This window comes from Novosphingobium sp. (assembly GCF_965214355.1).
Taxonomy (GTDB): Bacteria; Pseudomonadota; Alphaproteobacteria; order Sphingomonadales; family Sphingomonadaceae; genus Novosphingobium.
In genome coordinates, this window is record NZ_CBDCBI010000002.1 from 2,931,033 (window position 1) to 2,950,025 (window position 18,993).

General features: G+C 65.0%; 13 protein-coding genes. 9 read left to right on the top strand and 4 right to left on the bottom strand.

Translation table 11 applies throughout. The features are described 5' to 3' along the window. Positions 1-80: 80 nt before the first annotated feature. The gene (locus ACOOE2_RS13745) at positions 81-4,034 is read right to left on the bottom strand and encodes an amino acid adenylation domain-containing protein (RefSeq protein ID WP_420383554.1); all 3,954 of its coding nucleotides are present in this window, start codon (positions 4,032-4,034) and stop codon (positions 81-83) included. 205 nt (positions 4,035-4,239) lie between these two features. Here ACOOE2_RS13745 and ACOOE2_RS13750 point away from each other — a divergent pair, with 205 nt between their 5' ends. From ACOOE2_RS13750 to ACOOE2_RS13765, 4 genes are all read left to right on the top strand, one after another. Further along, the gene (locus ACOOE2_RS13750; RefSeq protein ID WP_420383555.1) at positions 4,240-5,655 is read left to right on the top strand and encodes a purine-cytosine permease family protein; all 1,416 of its coding nucleotides are present in this window, start codon (positions 4,240-4,242) and stop codon (positions 5,653-5,655) included. Between the two features lie 101 nt (positions 5,656-5,756). Continuing rightward, on the top strand, positions 5,757-6,953 hold the full coding sequence (locus ACOOE2_RS13755; protein ID WP_420383556.1) for an efflux RND transporter periplasmic adaptor subunit: 1,197 nt from the start codon (positions 5,757-5,759) through the stop codon (positions 6,951-6,953). Continuing rightward, complete coding sequence (locus ACOOE2_RS13760; protein ID WP_420383557.1) at positions 6,953-10,090, top strand: efflux RND transporter permease subunit; 3,138 nt, start codon at positions 6,953-6,955, stop codon at positions 10,088-10,090. Before ACOOE2_RS13755 ends, ACOOE2_RS13760 begins: the two co-directional genes overlap by 1 nt. A gap of 1 nt (position 10,091) precedes the next feature. Further along, positions 10,092-11,495: an efflux transporter outer membrane subunit gene (locus tag ACOOE2_RS13765; RefSeq protein ID WP_420383558.1), complete on the top strand. Its 1,404-nt coding sequence runs from the start codon at positions 10,092-10,094 to the stop codon at positions 11,493-11,495. 6 nt (positions 11,496-11,501) lie between these two features. On the opposite strand, the gene ACOOE2_RS13770 is transcribed toward ACOOE2_RS13765, so the two are convergent. The 3 genes from ACOOE2_RS13770 to ACOOE2_RS13780 form a co-directional block, all read right to left on the bottom strand. Continuing rightward, positions 11,502-11,969, bottom strand: coding sequence for a nuclear transport factor 2 family protein (locus ACOOE2_RS13770; RefSeq protein WP_420383559.1), 468 nt, complete (start codon positions 11,967-11,969; stop codon positions 11,502-11,504). A gap of 105 nt (positions 11,970-12,074) precedes the next feature. Further along, positions 12,075-13,274 (bottom strand): MFS transporter, encoded by a 1,200-nt coding sequence (locus ACOOE2_RS13775; protein ID WP_420383560.1) that lies wholly within the window; start codon positions 13,272-13,274, stop codon positions 12,075-12,077. Between the two features lie 15 nt (positions 13,275-13,289). Continuing rightward, positions 13,290-14,273: a GlxA family transcriptional regulator gene (locus ACOOE2_RS13780; protein WP_420383561.1), complete on the bottom strand. Its 984-nt coding sequence runs from the start codon at positions 14,271-14,273 to the stop codon at positions 13,290-13,292. A 166-nt stretch (positions 14,274-14,439) separates the two neighbouring features. On the opposite strand from ACOOE2_RS13780, the gene ACOOE2_RS13785 reads away from it, so the two are divergent. The 5 genes from ACOOE2_RS13785 to ACOOE2_RS13805 are packed head-to-tail and all read left to right on the top strand — an operon-like array spanning position 14,440 to position 18,982. Further along, on the top strand, positions 14,440-15,531 hold the full coding sequence (locus tag ACOOE2_RS13785; RefSeq protein WP_420383562.1) for a TauD/TfdA family dioxygenase: 1,092 nt from the start codon (positions 14,440-14,442) through the stop codon (positions 15,529-15,531). Between the two features lie 14 nt (positions 15,532-15,545). Next, a complete protein-coding gene (locus ACOOE2_RS13790; protein WP_420383563.1) occupies positions 15,546-16,091 on the top strand; it encodes an HD domain-containing protein in 546 nt (181 codons plus the stop codon). After that, the gene (locus ACOOE2_RS13795; RefSeq protein WP_420383564.1) at positions 16,091-17,284 is read left to right on the top strand and encodes a TauD/TfdA family dioxygenase; all 1,194 of its coding nucleotides are present in this window, start codon (positions 16,091-16,093) and stop codon (positions 17,282-17,284) included. Before ACOOE2_RS13790 ends, ACOOE2_RS13795 begins: the two co-directional genes overlap by 1 nt. Further along, positions 17,284-18,039 (top strand): class II aldolase/adducin family protein, encoded by a 756-nt coding sequence (locus tag ACOOE2_RS13800; protein ID WP_420383565.1) that lies wholly within the window; start codon positions 17,284-17,286, stop codon positions 18,037-18,039. The genes ACOOE2_RS13795 and ACOOE2_RS13800 overlap by 1 nt, the downstream gene beginning before the upstream one ends. Before the next feature lie 22 nt (positions 18,040-18,061). Continuing rightward, positions 18,062-18,982 (top strand): 2-hydroxyacid dehydrogenase, encoded by a 921-nt coding sequence (locus ACOOE2_RS13805; protein ID WP_420383566.1) that lies wholly within the window; start codon positions 18,062-18,064, stop codon positions 18,980-18,982. The last annotated feature ends 11 nt before the right edge of the window (positions 18,983-18,993 follow it).

Here is an 18,993-nt window from a genome sequence, read left to right on the forward strand (position 1 = left end):
CCTTGGATCAGGCCGCCAGAATACCGCTGCGCCGCGCGTGACATTCGCGTTTTACGAACCGCTATGCACCTTTTGCGACATCACACCGGTTCTTCGCCAAGCACATGCGAAGGCACGCCCTGATAGCGCAATCCCGGCAGCAGATGTTCGCGCTTCATCACGACGCTGTTGGCGCCGACATGCGTGCGATCGTCGATCACCGCGCCGTATAGCGGCACCGTGCCGCGCGCCATCGTCGCGCCCGCGCCGATGTGCACGCAATCGACTTTCAGCACGCGATCCTCGAACGTATGCGCCTGAAACATCGCGCTGACTGTCGCTTCATCGCCGATGTGGATCATGTCGGGATCGACCACTTGCGCAAATTGGGGACCCAGCACCGCGCGCCGACCGATCTTCAGCCCCATCGTGCGCAGATACACCGGCAGCAGAAACGTGCCCTCCAACTGCCGCAGAATGCTGGCGGCATAGCGCGCCCAGGCGACGAACACATAGTCCCACCGGCTGCACCAGCACGACCACAGCGCATGCTGCCCGGGCTTGACCCGCCCGATCAACACCCATTTCAGCACCAGCACCGCCCCGCACAGCGCGACCAGCGGCATCAGCGTAACCAGCGGGATCACCACCAGCGCATAGACCAGCGGCGATGCCAAATCGCGCGCTGCCGCGAGCGCGGAAAACCACTCGGCGCTCAACACCACCGGCAGCACCGGCAGGACAAACCGCGCCACTTCCCACAACGCGCGGTTGGCATAGCGGATCGGCGAGGGATCGAACGTCAGGCTGCGATCGACCTCGATCACTTCGCGGCGCGGCAGGTCGAATGCGGGATGGCCGAAGCGCGCCTTGCCGGCCGCGATTTCGGCGGCATTGGCGGGCGTCGCGATACCGATCAGGATATCGTCGGGCAGCACTTCGCCCGGCGGGATCACCACATGATTGCCCAGGAACGTGTTGCGCCCCAGCACCGTGTGCCCCAGCCGCACCGTGCCATGGCGCACGATTCCGCCGCCGAGATAGATCCCGTCGGCAAAAAAGGTCTCGGCGCCGATCGTAACCAGTTCGGGCACGACATCGGTGATTGTGCTGATTTCGCAGGCGCGGCCGACCTGCATCCCTGCCAGCCGCAGCCAGCGCGGCCAGAAGATCGTGCCGGTCAGCCATTCGCCCGACAGCGTCAGCATGCCCGCCTTCAGCCAGGCGCGCAGATACGCAAGGCTCCAGCGCGAATACGTGCCCGGCTTTACCGGCCCCATCAGGCGCATCATCAGCGCCGTCCATGTCAGCGTCAGCGGCAGCGACAGCACCGTCACCGCCAGTACCACAGCCCCCGCGCGCGTGAAAAACGTCGGGTGCCACGCCCAGCGCCACACATCGGCCGCGCGCACCCCCGTCGCCAGGCACAGCGCCAGGGCCAAAGCCTGCGCCGGCAGCGCGGCGATGAAGCCCAGCCCCGCCTCGCACACCATCGCCAGCGCGTCCCACAAGCCGTGCGCGATGCCATCGGTCACGGGCGGCGGCGCCGGCGGGGCGAACCCCTTTGGCCGTGCAGGCACCCCATCCCATAGCTCGCCCGCCGGTATAGTCATGCCTGGATTGAGCACCGACAGCGCGGTCAGCTGGCTGTCTGCGCCCATCCGGCACCACCCGCCGATCCCCGCGCGGGTCAGCATCGTTGCGCCTGCCTCCAGCACGATCGGCCCGATCACCACATCGCCGCGATCGAGATCGGCCAGGCCGATCATCGCATCCTGCCCGATCGCCACGCCGTCGCCGATATCGAGCAGATCCCACCCGCCGCGCGCCAGATCGACCCCGCGATGGATATGCACCCCGCGCCCGATTTTCGCGCCCAGCGCACGCAAAATCGCCTGTTGCAATCCCGACCCCTGCAACAGCGGCCACGGGATCAGCCGCGCCACCGACACCACCATCCAATGCCGCAGATACCATCCGCTCCACACCCGCGCGCGGATCGGGCGATACCTGCCGATCAGCACGCGTTTCAGCGCCACGGCCACAATCACCGACAGCGGAACATACATAGCGACCGATGCCAGCGCGATCACCGGCGCCAGCGCGACAAACCCGACCGGCCCGAGCTGGCCGTAAACCAGCGGAAACACGATGAACGCCATTGCCCAGGCCAGCCAGCCCGCGACCGCCAGTTCCACCGCCAGCCACCCGATCTGCACGACATTGGCCATGACCGGCCGCACCGTGCCCTCGCGCGGCTGGTCAAGCTCGGCCGGCGGCGGCAAACCACCCTCCACCAGCCCATGGCGCAGCGCGGCCAGCGCGCGCGTGGTGCGCGCCTCGTAGATGTCGCTGACGGTCACCCAGTGCGTGCGCCGGTCATCGCGCAACACCGTGACCAGCAGCGCGGCGCTGAGCGAATCCCCGCCCAGATCGGCAAAGAAATCATCCTCGACCGACACCTGGTCGCGGCGCAGGATGTCCGCGACGCCCGCCATGATCAGCGTTTCCATCTCGCCGCGCGGCGCAACCATGGCGCGCGTGCCGGGTTCGGATTTCAACGTGAGCAGCGGCAACTTTGCGCGGTCGAGCTTTCCGCCCACCGTCGTCGGCAGATCAGCGATGACGCCGATCTGTACCGGCACCATATAACCCGGCAGGTTGCGCGCGAGCGCCGCGCGCAACGTGTCGAGCTCGGGCAATTGCGCATACGCCACGACAAACCCGACCAGTTCGTGCCCTGCTCCGCTCGGCTGCAACCGGCACGCCGCCGCGCGCACGCCCGGCATCGCCGCCAGCCGCGCCTCGATCTCGCCCAGTTCCACACGGTATCCGCGAATCTTGACCTGCGCGTCGATCCGCCCGTGGTAAAACACCGTGCCCGACGCATCGCGATCGACCAGGTCGCCGGTGCGATAGATCCGCCCCAGTCGCGGATGATCGACGAATTTTTCCGCGGTCAATTCGGGCCGGTTGCGATAGCCGCGCGCCACGCCCAGCCCGCCCATGCACAGTTCACCCTGCGCACCATCGGCGACAGGTTCCAGCGCATCATCGAGCACCCATGCGGTCATGCCCGGCACCGCCAGCCCGATCCCGACCGGCCGCCCAGGCACGACATCGCAGCGCAGACACACCACCGCACATTCGGTCGGGCCATAGCCATTGACCATCCGGCGCCCGGCCGCCCACAGATCGGCCAGATCCTGGGGCAGCGCCTCACCGCCGACATACAACAGCCGCAGATCGGGCAATGCGGCGTGCGGATCGGCACATCCGGTCGCGCGCAACAGCGTGGGCGGCGGGCAGAACACCGTGATCCGCTCGTCGCGCAGCCAGCCCACCACATCGGGCCCCAGCCGCGCCGCCGCATCGTCCATCACGACCAGCGTGGCGCCGCTCGCCAGCGCGAGCCACATTTCCTCCTGCGAGCTGTCATACGCGCCCGACGACCCCTGCACCACGCGATCTCCGGGCCCGAGGCCGAATTCGGCAAGGTCGCCGGCGACCAGATTGGCGATATTGCGGTGTTCGACCTGCACGCCCTTGGGCTTGCCCGTCGTGCCCGAAGTGTAGATGACATAAGCCAGTTGCGACGGTGCGATCGCCCCGGGCAAAGCAGCAGCATGCGCAGTGCTCGCAAGCGCCGCGACATCGACCGCCAGACCGGCCGCCAGATCGAGCCGACCAAGCCGATCCAGGCCCGCCGCATCAGCCAGCACCGCAACCGGATCGGCATCGACCAGGATTTCGCCCATGCGATCATCGGGAAACGCCGGATCGAGGCAGGTGAACGCGCCGCCTGCGCGCGTCACTGCAACTTGCGCGGCATAAAACAACGGCGACGTCCGCGCGATCAGCAGCGCAATGATGGCCTCGCCCGCGATCAACCCGGCAAGATGCTGCGCGATCCGCGTCGCCAGCGCGTCGAAATCGCCATAAGACAGCATCTGCCGTGCGGGCCGGTCGCGCCCGGGTGGCACATCGATCGCGATCGCGGCCGGGTCGCGCGCCAGCGGCGCATCGAGAAACGCGTGCAGCAGTTCGCCGGTCATGCTTCGCTTGCCATGATGCCGCGTTCAGTCCGATTGGCGGATTTGTCAACGCCTGCCCGGGACTTGATCCGGAATGACGAAGTGTGGTGGGGTACGGTGGTATCCAGCGCCGCCCCCTTTTTGCCCGACATTTTTGCCGCCCCCTATCGCCTGCGATCGCAGTCGGGCATGAAACGGTCGAAATGCGTGAAGGTGGGGCGCCCGAATGAAGCTGATTGAAAGCCGATCGATCGATTACGTGCCGCTGGCCGAACGTCACGGCAAAGGGTGGCACTTGTGGCCGATCTGGTTTGCGGGCGACGCCCATCTGGCGACATTGGCAACGGGCGCGATCGGGATTGCGCTGGGCCTCGGGTTCGGCTGGTCGGTGATTGCGATTTTAGCGGGATGCGCGCTCGGCACGCTGTTCATGGCCTCGCATTCGAGCCAGGGGCCCGAACTCGGGCTGCCGCAGATGATCCAGTCGCGGCCGCAATTCGGCTATCGCGGGGCGCTGCTGGTGTGGCTGTTCGCGCTGGTCACGTACATCGGCTATACCGTGTTCAACGAAGTTCTGTTCGGCGTTGCAGTTCAGGATCTGACCGGTGTGCACCTGTCGCAGACCGCCCTGGCGGTGATCTTTGCGCTGTTCACGCTGGCGGCGCTGCTGTTTGCGGTCGCCGGATACGACATGATCCACAAGGCGCAGCAGGTCATGGCGCTGGTCACGGTGCTGGCGTTGCTGGTGTTTTCCGTCGGCGTGATCCTGATCGGGCATGGCATGCCGCAATTGGGCATGGGCAAATGGCTGGTCACGCCGTTCCTGCTGCAGTTTTTTGCCGCCGCCGGGTATCAGCTGTCGTGGTCGATCTATGTGTCGGATTATTCGCGTTATCTGCCGCGCGATATCGGCGTGAAGTCGACGTTTTTCTGGACATTCACCGGCGCTTTCATGGGCGGGGCGTGGACGATGCTGGTCGGCGATATCGCGATCGCGCTGTTCCCCGGGCGCGAAATCGTCGGCGCGGTCATGGCCACCAGCGATCATATCGTGCCCGGGTTCGGCGCGGTGCTGATCGTGCTGTCGTCGCTGTCGCTGGTCACGATCACCACGATCAACCTGTATGGCGGATCGTTGACGATGCTGTCGATCATCGACAGTTTTCACCATGTCGCAAATCCCGGGCGCCTGCGCCTGATCACGCTGGTGGTGCTGGGCGTGATCTGCACCTGGCTGTCGGTGATTGCCGGGGACAATGTGCAGAAACTGATCGAAAACCTGCTGTCGGTGCTGATCTATCTGTTTACGCCGTGGACCGCGGTCAATCTGGTGGATTTCTTCTTCGTGCGTCACGGGCACTATTCGGTGCGCGAAATCTTCAACCCCGATGGCATCTACGGCAAATGGAACTGGCGCGGGATTACCGCCTATTTTGTCGGCTTCGTTGCGATGGTGCCGTGTTTTTCGACGCCGGTCTATATCGGTCCGATCGCAAAGATGCTGGGCGGCGCGGATGTGTCGATGCTGGTCGGGCTGCCGGTTGCGGCAGTGGTGTACTACATCGCGTGCCGGTCGCTGGACCTGGATGCAGAGCGCGCGCATATCGCGGTGGCCGATGCCGGGCTGGAGGCAGGCGCTTGAACGCCCCCCGAATTATGCGGCGGTGCAGCAAATTAAGATGTATCGCCGGACTTAAGTCTTTAACGGGGTATGTCCCCCGCCAAACGCAGTGCGGACGCCCTATGCTCCAAACGTATCCTCGCTGCCTGCCGCTCGCCGCTGTCGCCCTGGCTCTTGCCGGCTGCGCCAAGGCGCCGCCGCCGGCGCCGCCGCCGCCTTCGGTGGGCTATATCGTCGCGACTCCGTCGCCGGTCACGCTGACGACCGAGCTGCCGGGCAAGATTTCCGCGCTGGAAACATCCGACGTGCGTCCGCAAGTATCGGGCGTGATCCGCAGCCGCCTGTTTCAGGAAGGCGCGACCGTGCAGGCCGGGCAGCTGCTGTACGTGATCGAGGATGCGCCCTACCGCGCCGCTGTGCTCAATGCGCAAGGGACGCTGGCCAATGCCCGCGCGACGATCCAGTCGACGCAGGCGCAATCGCAACGCTATCACCAGCTCGTTGCCGCCAATGCGGTCAGCAAGCAGGAATCCGACAACGCCGACGCCAGCGCCGGGCAGGCCCGCGCCTCGGTGATCAGCGCGCGCGGATCGCTGCTCAGCGCCCAGGTCAATCTGAATTTCACCCGCATTCGCGCGCCGATTTCGGGGCGGATCGGCCGCTCGCTGGTGACGCCGGGCGCGCTGGTGCAGACCGGGCAGGCCGATCCGCTGGCCACGATCCAGAAAATCGCCACGGTCTATGTCGATGTCACGCAATCGGCGGCGCAATTGCTCGATCTGAAGGCCGCGATGACCGCCGGTTCGGTCAGCAAGGCCAGCCCCGCCAGCGCGCGGGTGCAGCTGATACTGCCCAATGGCCAGGTCTATCCGGTCGAAGGCAGGCTGGAATTCACCGATGTGACTGTCGATCAGAACACCGGATCGGTGACATTGCGCGCGACATTCGCCAATCCCGACGCCGTGCTGTTGCCCGGCCTGTTCGTGCGCGCGCGCATCGTCGAAGGCGTGCAGGCACAGGCGCTGCTGGTGCCGCAAGTCGGCATCAGCCGCAACGAACGCGGACAGGCCGTCGCGCTGGTGCTGGGGCCCGACAATGTCGTGCAACAGCGCGTGGTCACCACCGGGCAGACGGTGGGCAACGCCTGGTTGGTAACCAGCGGTCTGAAACAGGGTGACCGGGTCATTATCGAAGGCCTTGTCGGGGTGATGCCGGGCGTCAAGGTGACCAGCCATCCTGCCAGCCAGAACGCCGTGACCGCCCCTGCACCGGATGCGCAACCGGGCGGCGCGCAACCGGCGGCCGGGGCGCATTCCTGATGTCACGCTATTTCATCGACCGGCCGATTTTCGCCTGGGTGCTGGCGATCATCCTGATGCTGGCAGGCGTCATGGCAATCCGGTCGATGGCGATCGCGCAGTTTCCCAATATCGCGCCGCCCGCCATTTCGGTCACCGCGGTCTATCCCGGCGCCGATGCGCAGACGATGGAAAACACCACCACCCAGGTGATCGAGCAGCAGCTCAAGGGAATCGACCACCTCAATTACTTTCAGTCGACCAGCGATTCATCGGGCACCGCCACCATCACGCTGACCTTTGCGCAGGGCACCGATCCCGACATCGCGCAGGTCCAGGTGCAGAACAAGGTCCAGGCCGCCACCGCGCTGCTGCCGCAAGCGGTGCAGTTGCAGGGGCTGGTGGTCGCCAAGGCGGTGAAGAACTTTGCGCTGGTGATCGCGGTCTATTCCGCAGACGGCACGCATGACCAGGACGATGTCGGCGATTTCGTCGCGGCGCGACTGCAGGACCCGCTCAGCCACATCAACGGCGTGGGTGATACCCAGCTTTTCGGATCGCAATATGCGATGCGCGTGTGGATCGACCCCTACAAGATGCAGGGGCTGAACGTTACGACGACCGACATTTCGAACGCGATCATGGCGCAGAATGCGCAAGTGTCGGCGGGACAGATCGGCGGGCTGCCCGCGGTCAATGGCCAGGCGCTCAATGTCGTGGTCACCGCGCAATCGCGGCTGCAGACCGCCGCGCAGTTCCAGGCGGTCGTGCTGCGGGCCAATCCCGACGGATCGACGGTGAAGCTGGGCGATGTCGCACGCGTCGCGATCGGCGCCGAAACCGCCAGCTCGATCTCGCGATACAACGGCAAGCCCGCCTCGGGCATCGCGATCAAGCTGGCGCCGGGCGCCAATGCGCTGCAGACTGTCGCCAACGTCAAGGCCGCGCTGGTCCAATTGCAGAAGACGTTCCCGCCCGACATCAAGATCGCCTATCCTCTCGACAGCACGCCATTCGTCAAGCTGTCGATCGAGGACGTGGTGATCACGCTGATCGAGGCGGTGGTGCTGGTGTTCCTGGTGATGCTGGTGTTCCTACAGAGCTGGCGCGCCACGCTGATCCCCACGATCGCGGTGCCGGTGGTGCTGCTGGGCACGTTCGCCGTGCTCGATGTGCTGGGCTTTACGATCAACACACTGACGTTGTTTGCCACGGTTCTGGCGATCGGCCTGCTGGTCGATGACGCGATCGTCGTGGTCGAAAATGTCGAGCGCCTGATCGACGAGGGCTTGAGCCCGCTCGAGGCCGCGCATCGGTCGATGGACGAAGTCAGCGGCGCGCTGGTGGCAATTGCGGTGGTGCTGTCGGTGGTGTTCCTGCCGATGGCGTTCTTCGGTGGATCGGCCGGGGTGATCTATCGCCAGTTTGCCATCACCATCGTGTCGGCGATGGCGTTGTCGGTCTTTATCGCGCTTACCCTGACCCCGGCACTGTGCGCGCTGCTGCTGAAGCCCAAGGCGCAGGACGAAGGCCCCAAGCGCGGGTTCTACGGCTGGTTCAACCGCACGTTCGAACGCGCGCAACGCGGCTATGCCTATGGCGTGATCGGGGCGAACCGGCGTTGGGTGCGCACGATGCTGCTCTATGCCGGCATCTTTGCCCTGATGGCACTGTTGTTCACCCGGCTGCCCGGCGGGTTTCTGCCCGACGAGGACCAGGGCGCGCTGTTTGCGCAAGTCGTGCTGCCGGCGGGATCGACCGCGGAACAGACCGAGCGCGCACTCGACACCTTGCGCCATCATTTCCTGGTCGATGAAAAGGACACCGTCGCCGGGCTGTTCACGATCGCGGGTTTCAGCTTTGGCGGCGCGGGTCAGAACGTTGGCATTGCCTTCATCCAGATGAAGCCGTGGGGCGATCGTCCCGGCGCGAAGAACAGCGTTCAGTCCCTCGCCATGCGCGCCAATGCCGCGCTGGCCAAATCGATTCCGCAGGCCAAGGCGGTGGCGTTTGCGCCGCCCGCGGTGCTTGAACTGGGCAATGCCACCGGGTTCGTGTTCGAATTGAAAAACATCGGCGGGAAGTCGCACAACGATCTGACCGATGCGCGCAACCAGTTGCTGGGCATGGCGGCCAAGGATCCCGGTCTTGCGCAAGTGCGGCCGAACGGGCTGGAAGATGCCTCGCAACTGAAAATCAATGTCGACCTGATCCGCGCCACTGCGCTCGGCCTGGCGCCGGCCGATATCAACAGCACGATGAGCACTGCGCTGGGCGGCGCCTATATCAACGATTTCATCGATCGCGGGCGCGTGAAGAAAGTGTTCGTCGAGGCCGATGCCCCGTTCCGCAGCCGGCCCGAAGACATCAACGCGCTGTATGTGCGCGGCACCAGCAATGCGATGACGCCGCTGTCGGCGTTTTCCACGCTGGGCTGGACCAAAGGCCCTACGCGGCTGGAACGCTATAACGGCGTGCCGTCGATGGAACTGCTGGGCACGCCGCCGCCGGGCAAGAGCAGCGGCGATGCGATGACCGCGATTGCCAAGCTGGCGGCCAAGCTGCCGCCCGGGTTCGGCTATGAATGGAGCGGGCTGTCGTACGAACAGATCGCATCGAGCGGTCAGGCGCTGTCGCTGTACGGCGTGTCGCTGCTGATCGTGTTCCTGTCGCTGGCGGCGCTGTACGAAAGCTGGTCGGTGCCGATCGCGGTGCTGATGGTGGTGCCGCTGGGCGTGCTCGGCGCGGTGCTGGCGGCGATGATCACGGGGCTGGACAACGATATCTATTTCCAGGTCGGGCTGATCACCACGGTGGGCCTGTCTGCGAAAAACGCGATCCTGATCGTCGAATTCGCCGAGGACCGATTGGCCTCGGGCATGAGCGCATCGAAGGCCGCACTCGAAGCCGCCAAGCTGCGCCTGCGGCCGATCCTGATGACCAGCCTGGCATTCATCTTCGGCGTGCTGCCGATGGCCATTTCGACCGGCGCCGGCTCGGGTGGACGTCATGCGATCGGGCGCGCGGTGATCGGCGGGATGCTGTCGGGTACAGCGCTTGCGGTGTTCTTCGTGCCGGTGTTCTTCGTGCTCGTGAAAAAACTGTTCCGGCAGGATATCGTGCAGCCGCGGCCCGACCGACCGGCACAGGAGGCCTGACATGCGCCGCGCTCTGATACTTCTGGCAACGGTTGCGCTCGGCGGATGCGACCTGGCGCCGCATTACATCCGCCCGGCGAGCCCGGTACCGGCGCGATTGCCTGCAGGCGGGACATATCCGCAATTGACCGATGCGCCGACCACCGCGCCGGCCGATGTCGTCTGGCACGACTTCTTCACCGACGCACGTCTCAGGTCGCTGATTGACCTGGCGCTGGCCAACAACCGCGATTTGCGCATAGCGGTCGCCAATGTGGCGCAGGCGCGCGCACAATTCGCCAGTGCCCGCGCCAATCTGTTCCCGACCGTTTCGGCCAACGCCGGCGCCACGTTCGAACGACAGAGCCAGGAAGCGATTTTTCCCGGCGAGCCGCGCCGGATCAATGCCTATCAGGTCGATGCCGGCATTTCGTCGTGGGAAATCGACCTGTTCGGCAGATTGCGCAACCAGAGCAAGGAAGCATTCCAGACCTACCTTGCCAACGAAGACGCGCGCAACGCCGCGCAAGTCTTGCTGATCAGCGAAGTCGCGAGCGCCTGGCTGACACTGGCATCCGACCAGGACATGCTGAAAGTGGCGAAGGCCACCACAGCAGCCGATCTGCAGACATTCGAGCTGACGAAAACAAAGTTTCGCGTCGGATCGGCGAGCGAGCTCGATGTGCGCCAGGCGCAGACCGGCTACGACGCCGCGCGGGGCCAGGTCGCCAGCGAGACAGCCTTGGTGGCGCAGGATATCAACGCGCTGCAATTGCTGACAGGTGCACCGCCGCCCGTCGATACGCTGCCAGACGGCCTGCCCGCAACGGGCGCGACGCTGGCCAATCTGCCGGTGGGGCTCAATTCCGATGTCCTGCTGCGCCGGCCCGACATCAGCGAGGCGGAACACCGGTTGCGCGCTGCCAACGCCGATATCGGCGCGGCGCGCGCGGCGTTCTTTCCGCAGATCAGCCTGACCGCCACGCTCGGCACGCTCAGCGGTTCGCTGTCGGGGCTGTTCGGCGGCGGCAACGGCACCTGGACGGTGGCGCCGCAGGGGACCGTCCCGATTTTCGATTTCGGCAAGAACGCAGCGAACTTGCGCTATTCGAAAGCGTCACGCGATCTGGCGGTGGCGCAATATGAAAAGGCGATCCAGACCGGGTTCAAGGAAGTCGCCGATGCCCTGGCGCAGCGCGGCACGATCCAGGCGCAGATCGAGGCGCAGACGTCGCTCGAAGGCGCAGCTGCAGCAGCCTTGCGCCTGTCGGACTTGCGTTATCGCACCGGCAGCGACCAGTTCCTGACCGTGCTCGATGCGCAGCGCACGCTGTATTCGGCGCAACAATCGCTGATTTCGGTCCGCCTGACCGAACAGTCGAACATGGTCGAGCTGTACCGGTCGCTCGGCGGCGGCCTGAAATAACCGGATCTATTGCAGCGAAATGGCGGGCTCGTCCGCGATCGGCACGCCGCCGACATAATGCTTGCCCTTGGCGCCGACGCGTGTCGCCAACGCATGGGAAATGCGCCATTGCGAGGTCGAGCGCAGGGCGAATTCCAGATCGAAGAAGGCCATCAGCGCATTGCCTTCGTTGAGATCCATCACCGGGCAATACGCGCGGACCACGATTTCCTTTGGATTGTTGGTGCGTTCGATCGCCACGGCGGTGATGATATGGCGCCAGCCACCCTGCCCCAGCGTCCAGATCCGCGACGGCACTGTCGCCAGTTCGTCAGGACCCTTCAGGATCGCGGAACCGCATTGATAGACGCCATCGTACGTAAACAGATTGGCCCAGTCGTACCCGCGATCATGATCGAGGCAATGCGCAAAGTGGCTGAGCAGTTCCTGGACATCGAGCCGCGTCTGCGTCCCGATCGTTGAAATGCAAGTCATCGATCCATCTCCGATCCGCCGATGCGGACTCTTATCCTGCCAAGATAAGAGCAATCCTGCGTTTGTCCAGCGAGTGCGTAGTCAACGCTTCATATGATTGCGCAGTTAGTGCGCTGGAACGGGCAACGGCATATCCTGCACACGTTTCCCCGCCTGGAACCGGATCACGATCGCCACCGCGATCGCGCACGTGATCATGCCCAGGCAGCCGACCACGCCATAGCCCTTGGTGGCTTGTGCGACAAATCCGGCGGCCAGCGACCCGGCCGATTGCGCGACCAGCCACGTGCCGGTGGTGCGCACCGCCAGCCGGCCATGCGGGTCGTGGGTATAGGCCAGCCCGAGCAGCAGCGTGTAGACGATGTACCAACTGACATTGTACAGCTGCAGCGCGACGGCGAACACGATCTCGTTGTTGACTGTAGTCAACAGCGCGCAGGCCCCGCCGCACACGAGCAGCGCCACCTCCAGGTATCCGCGCCGCATGCCGCGCGCGAGCAGCATCGTCAGGGCGAAATTGCCCGCCGAACTCAGCAGGTTGGCCATGCTCTGATAGCGGCCGAAGGTTGTCGCCGGCAGGCCGATCGCATGCGCGGCGCGTTCCATGAATGGCCAGATCGCCATCGTGCCGAACGCAAACAGCGCCATCGCCGCCAGCACCGGCCAGCCGCCCGGCGCGATCGGCGGCACCGGCTCGTGCGCGCTGCCGACACCGTGTTCGGTCGTGTTGGTCAGCGTCAGCATGCCCAGCGCCAGCGTGCCCGAAATCATGCCGAGCGCGATGAACATCGCCCCCACCCCGCCCCAGGCGCCGATCTGCGGAATGGTCAGGTTCATCACCATGAACAGCAGCACCTGCAGTGAAATGCCCACTGAAATCGCGCGCGCCGGCTGCCCGGTGCGCGCCGCCGCGACATTCACCGCGGTGTTGAGCATGCCATAGCCGAACCCGGTGGCCACGCGCCCCAGCACCAGCAGCGGCAGGATTCCCGTCATCGACGATCCGATCTGCACCACAGCGATCATGGCGCTGGCGATCAGCGCCATGTGGCGCGGGCGCAGCGCCTGCGCGCGCGGCGCAAACACGAACATCGCGATCGCGAACGACAGCGTTTCGGCGGTGGCAAACACGCCCATCGCGCCCGGGCGAAAGCCGAATTTGTCGATCAGCCCGCCAACCAGATAGGGCGTGTAATTGATCCCGAGATGCGCCGCGCCCATGCTCGCCGCGATCCCCAGGCACAGCGCCAGCGGGATTTTCGCCGTGATGGCAGCGGACTTTGCAGATGGCGGCAATGCAGACACACGATTTCCTTTGATTTACGCGGCCCGCGCGGGGTGTGATTTCCAGCGTCCGCGTTCGGCACCGGGCGGACGGCCGAATTTCTGCGCATAGGCGCGGGCCAGCGCGCTTTTCGATGAAAAACCGGTGGCCACCGCGACTTCGATAAGCGGCAGGCTGGTATCGGCAAGAAACGAGCGCGCGCGGTCGAGCCGGATGTTGCGGTAATAGGCCGCGGGTCCCTCGCCGAATTGCGCCATGAACAGGCGTTCGAGCTGCCGCCGCGTGATCCCTGCGCCCGCTGCCATGTCTTCGAGCCGCAGCGGATTTTCGATCTCCGCCTCCATTTGCGCGATCACCGCGACCAGGCGCGGATCGCGCGTGCCGATGCGCACCGCCAGGTCCGCGCGCTGGCCTTCTTCATGCGGGCGGATGCGGGTGTGGATGAACTGTTCGGACACCGCGCGCGCCAGGGTCGGCCCCTGGCGCCGCGCGATCCGCTCCAGCATCATGTCGATCGCCGCGGTCCCGCCGGCGCAGGTAAACAACCGGTCGCCCATGCAGAACAGATCTTCGGTCACGCGTACCTCGGGGTAATCCTCGCGAAACGCGGGCACAGCCTCCCAATGCAGTGTCACTGCCTGATTGCCGATCAGCCCCGCATCGGCCAGCAGATAGGCGCCGGTATCGAGCGCGCCCAGCGCGACCCCGCGCCGCGCCATGCGCCGCAACGCGGCTGTCAGCGTGCGGGTGATGCCCCGGCGCGGCTCGAACCCGGCGCACAGGATCACCGCCGATGTCTGCTCATCGAGCAGACCGTCGACCGCGATCTTCATCCCGCACGATGCCTCGACCGGCTGGCCATCGGCCGAACACAGCCGCCAGGCAAAGATCGGCCGCTGCGCCAGCCGGTTGGCCACACGCAAAGGCTCCATCGCGGCGACAAAGCCCATCGCGGAAAACCCCGGAACGAGGTAAAAGCAGTATGTTTCCTGCGGCAGGGGGGCGAATGCGGAATGCATCGGCACAGACAAACACAGATTTGGCTGAGAACAAAACCCGTTTTAGCTTATGTTCCGCAATCATCGCACCAGTCGCAAAATGCGTGTGGTATGTCGTAAAGCTGCGGGTGTAACGCCGCATCGCGATTAGACTGCGTGGCACACGACTCAAAAAGGGAATTGCGGGATGGATCTGACGATCACCGAGGCGGGCCAGTTGCAGGTCGCAACAGCCGGGGCCGCACCCGTCGTCCTGCACCCGATATGGCTGCGCGAACGCCTGCCCGATGCCAGCGTGATCGACCCCAAGACCGGGCAACGGCTGGAAGAAGCAGCCGAAACGCCCGGCGACTTGCGCGTGACCGCCGCGCAGATCGACGGCGCCATCACGTTTTCCGACGGGTTTGCGACCCATTTGCCGGCGGCGTGGCTGGCGCGGGCGATCGGTGGCCGCGGGGCGCAGGGCCATCACGTGCACTGGGACGGCACGCTCGACAGCGCGGACTTTCCCTCGGCCGACCTGAACGATGTGCAGCGCGATCCCGCCGCATTGTCGGACCTGCTGCGCGGGCTCGACGCTTATGGCTTTGCGGTCGTGCGCGGGGTGCCGATCGAAATGGATGGCGCGATCGAACTGGCCAATCTGTTCGGACCGATCCGCATGACCAACTGGGGCGGTATCGCGGACGTCAAGGCGATTCCCAATGCCTATGACCTGACGATGACACCGCGTCATCTCGAACCGCACAGCGACAATCCCTATCGCGACCCGGTGCCCGGCTACATCCTGCTGCACTGCCTGGTGAACGATGCCGATGGCGGGGATTCGACGCTGGTCGACGGCTATCACGCCGCCGCCATTTTGCGCCGCGAAGACCCCGAGGCGTTTGCCGCGCTGGCGCAAACCGATGTGACCTTCCGCTATCACGACGAAACCGCGTTCCTGGAACACGACTGCCCGCTGATCGAAACCAATGCCGCAGGCGACGTCGTGCAGATCCGCTACAACAACCGCACCGAAATGGTCGGGCGGCTGCCGGTCGAGCAGCTCGATCGCTATTATGCCGCCCGCGCCGCGTTCTGGAAGCTGATCGCGCCGGCATCGCCGCTGACGCTGCGGTTCCGGCTGCAACCGGGCGAACTGATGATGATGGACAATTACCGCCTGCTGCACGGCCGGACCGGCTATACGCTCAACACCGGGTCGCGCCACATGCGCCAATGCTACCTCGATCGCGACACTGTCGGCAGCCGCCGCCGCCTGTTGCAGCCCGCCTGAAGGAGGACGATCCGATGTTTCGCCATTTCGACGAGTCGACCGCCGAAGACTGGGTGCCGCTGAATGCCAAGTTCGAGGAATTCCAGAAGGGTGTCGCCGGGCACCTGATCGCGCATCTGCAGCAACTGGCAACGCACGATCTGGGCTATCCGGTCGATCGCTATGTCCATTCGCTGCAGACCGCGACGCGGGCGATGCGCGATGGCGCCGATGACGAGATGATCGTCGTCGCGCTGCTGCACGATATCGGCGACACGCTGGCGCCAATCAACCACGGCCCGCTCGCTGCGGCCATGCTGGCGCCGTACATCAGCGCGACCAATGTCTGGCTGATCGAGCATCACGAGGAATTCCAGCAGTATTTCTACGCCGAATATTGCGGTGGGGATAAACACGCGCGCGACAAATACCGCGACCACCCGGCCTTTGCCGTGACCGCCAGGTTTACCGACGAGTGGGACCAGAAAGCGTTCGACCCCGATTACGATACCTTGCCGATCGAGGCTTTCCTGCCTGCGCTGGAAACCGTGTTTGCGCGCGAGCCCTGGAGTGTAAAATAATGGCGACCGTGGAACCAGACACCGTCGAAGACTGGCGCGTCTTCGCCACCGACCAGACTTTGGCGCGCATCACGCAAGCGGGCGAAGACACGATCGTGACATGGAGCGACGGGCGTGAAACCGCCTATCACCGCTTTTTCCTGCGCGACAATTGCACGTGCTCGCATTGCTATCTGCCGCTGACGCGCGAACAGCTGTTCGAGATCACCGACGCTCCGGCCGATCTGTCGGTGCGCAGTACTGCGGTTGCCGCCGATGGCGCGCTCAACCTGGTGTGGTCCGACGGTCATGCCAGCCGCTATGCCGCCGGATGGCTGCGCAGCCATGCTTCGGACGCGACCAGCCGCGCCGAACGCCATGCCGCACGCCCGCAATCGTTCATCTGGGGCCGCGAATACGCCGATGCGCTGCAAGCGTTCGACTATGCCGAAATCATGGCCGACGATCGCGTGCTGTGGACCTGGTTGGGCGCGCTGCGCTCGGCCGGGCTGACCCAGGTCAAGAACGTGCCTGCCGAACATCACGCGCTGCTCGCTCCGATCGCGCGGATTTCGCATCTGCGCGAAACCAATTTCGGCCGCGTGTTCGACGTCAAATCGAAACCCGTCGCCGACAGCGCCGCCTATACCAGCGTGCTGCTACCCGCGCATACCGACCTGCCGACGCGCGAGTTGCAGCCCGGGCTGCAATTCCTCCACTGCCTGGTCAACGACGCCGTCGGCGGCGAGAGCATTTTCGTCGACGGCTTTGCCATCGGCGAAGCAATGCGCGCAGAGCATCCGGACGAATTCGCGACGATCACCACCGCGCCGATAGCATTCTGGAACCGCGACGATCGCACCGATTATCGCTGGAGCGCGCCCCTGATCGCGCTCGACGGTGATGACGATATCAGCGAAGTGCGCTTTGCCAATTTCCTGCGCGGGCCGATCGATGCCCCGGCACAGCGCATGGGCGAAGTCTACACCGCGCTGCGCCTGTTTCAGGCGATGTGCCGCGATCCGAAATACTTCATCGAGCGGCGGCTGGGATCGGGCGACATGTGGGCGTTCGACAACCGCCGTGTGCTGCATGCCCGGCGCGCGTTCGACCCGCAGACCGGCGCGCGGCATCTGCAGGGCGCCTACGTTGATCGCGACGAGATCAATTCGCGCTGGCGCGTGCTGGCGCGCGAACTGGGGGAAGACGTCTGATGGCCCCTATATCGACCAGCCTTTCGACCGCCACTTTCGGCAATGCCGAGCGCCAGACGCGCTATGACCTGGCGGCATGCTATCGCCTGGCCGCGCGCTACGGCATGACCGACACGATCTACACGCATATCACCGCAAAGATCCCCGGCACCGAAGACATCCTGATCAACCGCTTCGGCGACCAGTTCCACGAAGTGACCGCCAGCAGCCTGATCCGCTTCAACATTTACGAAGAACCTTCCGCACGCGACGTCAATCCGGCCGGCGCGGTCATCCACACCGCGATCCACGCCGCGCGGCACGATATCGGTTGCGTGATGCACACGCATACCATCGCAGGTGTCGCGGTCGCGTGCCAGGCCCAGGGCCTGCTGCCGATCAGCCAGCATGCGCTGCAATTCTACAACCGTATCGGCTATCACGATTACGAAGGCATCGCGCTGATCGATGACGAAAAGCCCCGGCTGGTACGCGATCTGGGCAACCATGGCGCGCTGGTGCTGCGCAACCACGGCCTGCTGACGGCATACGCCACGGTTGCCGAGACGTTTTCGGCGATGTTCAATCTGGAACGCGCATGCCAGATCCAGATCGCGGCGATGGCCGGCGGCGCCGCGCTGTACCCGGTGAGCGAACCGATCCGCGAACTGACCGCGACGCAAAGCGACGGTTTCGGCGGGCAGGACACCGGCCTACCCGAATGGATCGCGCATATCCGCGATCTTGAACGCACGGATCCTTCGTTTGCAGATTGAAGCGCCGGAGGTATCGCAGGCCATGAGGTCCTTTGCAGTTGTAGCAGACTCCACTCCGTTCCTGCTCGACGCCTTTACCAGGGCGGGCGCCGACGGCACGCTGATCACGCACCACATGGGCAGTTGCGACGAGGCGACGATGATCGCGCGCGCCGCCGGGTATCCGATGATCATCGTCAACGAGACGAAGATCAGCGCGAGCGTCATGGACGCCAGCCCCCTGCTGAAACAGGTGCTGTTCCTCGGCACAGGCGCGGGCAATTTCGTCGACCTGCCCGCCGCTGCCGCGCGCGACATCCGCGTGCACACGATCAAGGGCTATGGCGACCGCGCCGTCGCCGAACACACGATTGCGCTGCTGTTTGCCGTCTACCGCGATATTCCGGCGCAGAACGCCAGCATTCGCGCGGGCGGCTGGGACGGCGCGCCGATCGGCGAATTGTCGGGCAAGACCATCGGCCTGGTCGGTCTTGGCGCGATCGGCATCGAAGTCGCGCGGATATGCCATGCGCTGGGCCTGAAAACGATCGCCTGGGCGCGGCGGCCGATCGACCTGCCGGGTGTCGAACAGGTCGAACTCGACGATCTGCTGGCGCGCGCCGATATCGTGTCGCCGCATCTGGCCTATACGCAGGAAACCGCCGGCTTTCTCGACGCAAAACGCCTGCGCCGGATGAAGCGCGGCGCGGTGTTCATCAACACCGCGCGCGCCGAATTGACCGACGAAGCCGAAGTGCTGGCGATGCTCCATGATGGGCATCTGGCAGGCGCGGGGCTCGATGTGTTTACCGCCGAGCCCCTGCCCGCCGATCACCCGTTGCGCAGCGCCCCGCGTGTGGTGCTGACCGCGCACACCGGCTGGCAAAGCCCCGAAGCGATCGAACGGCTGATCGACAACGCCGTCGAGATCCTCGAACGCGAGCGCGCGTTGCTGGGGCTTTAATCCGGGCATCG

Bases quoted from the DNA above. Each gene is read 5' to 3' on its own strand.
- ACOOE2_RS13800 (WP_420383565.1), top strand. From the start codon at position 17,284: ATGGCCCCTATATCGACCAGCCTTTCGACCGCCACTTTCGGCAATGCC.
- ACOOE2_RS13760 (WP_420383557.1), top strand. From the start codon at position 6,953: ATGTCACGCTATTTCATCGACCGGCCGATTTTCGCCTGGGTGCTGGCG.
- ACOOE2_RS13770 (WP_420383559.1), bottom strand. From the start codon at position 11,969: ATGACTTGCATTTCAACGATCGGGACGCAGACGCGGCTCGATGTCCAG.
- ACOOE2_RS13805 (WP_420383566.1), top strand. From the start codon at position 18,062: ATGAGGTCCTTTGCAGTTGTAGCAGACTCCACTCCGTTCCTGCTCGAC.
- ACOOE2_RS13765 (WP_420383558.1), top strand. From the start codon at position 10,092: ATGCGCCGCGCTCTGATACTTCTGGCAACGGTTGCGCTCGGCGGATGC.
- ACOOE2_RS13780 (WP_420383561.1), bottom strand. From the start codon at position 14,273: ATGCATTCCGCATTCGCCCCCCTGCCGCAGGAAACATACTGCTTTTAC.
- ACOOE2_RS13750 (WP_420383555.1), top strand. From the start codon at position 4,240: ATGAAGCTGATTGAAAGCCGATCGATCGATTACGTGCCGCTGGCCGAA.
- ACOOE2_RS13790 (WP_420383563.1), top strand. From the start codon at position 15,546: ATGTTTCGCCATTTCGACGAGTCGACCGCCGAAGACTGGGTGCCGCTG.
- ACOOE2_RS13795 (WP_420383564.1), top strand. From the start codon at position 16,091: ATGGCGACCGTGGAACCAGACACCGTCGAAGACTGGCGCGTCTTCGCC.
- ACOOE2_RS13755 (WP_420383556.1), top strand. From the start codon at position 5,757: ATGCTCCAAACGTATCCTCGCTGCCTGCCGCTCGCCGCTGTCGCCCTG.
- ACOOE2_RS13785 (WP_420383562.1), top strand. From the start codon at position 14,440: ATGGATCTGACGATCACCGAGGCGGGCCAGTTGCAGGTCGCAACAGCC.
- ACOOE2_RS13745 (WP_420383554.1), bottom strand. From the start codon at position 4,034: ATGACCGGCGAACTGCTGCACGCGTTTCTCGATGCGCCGCTGGCGCGC.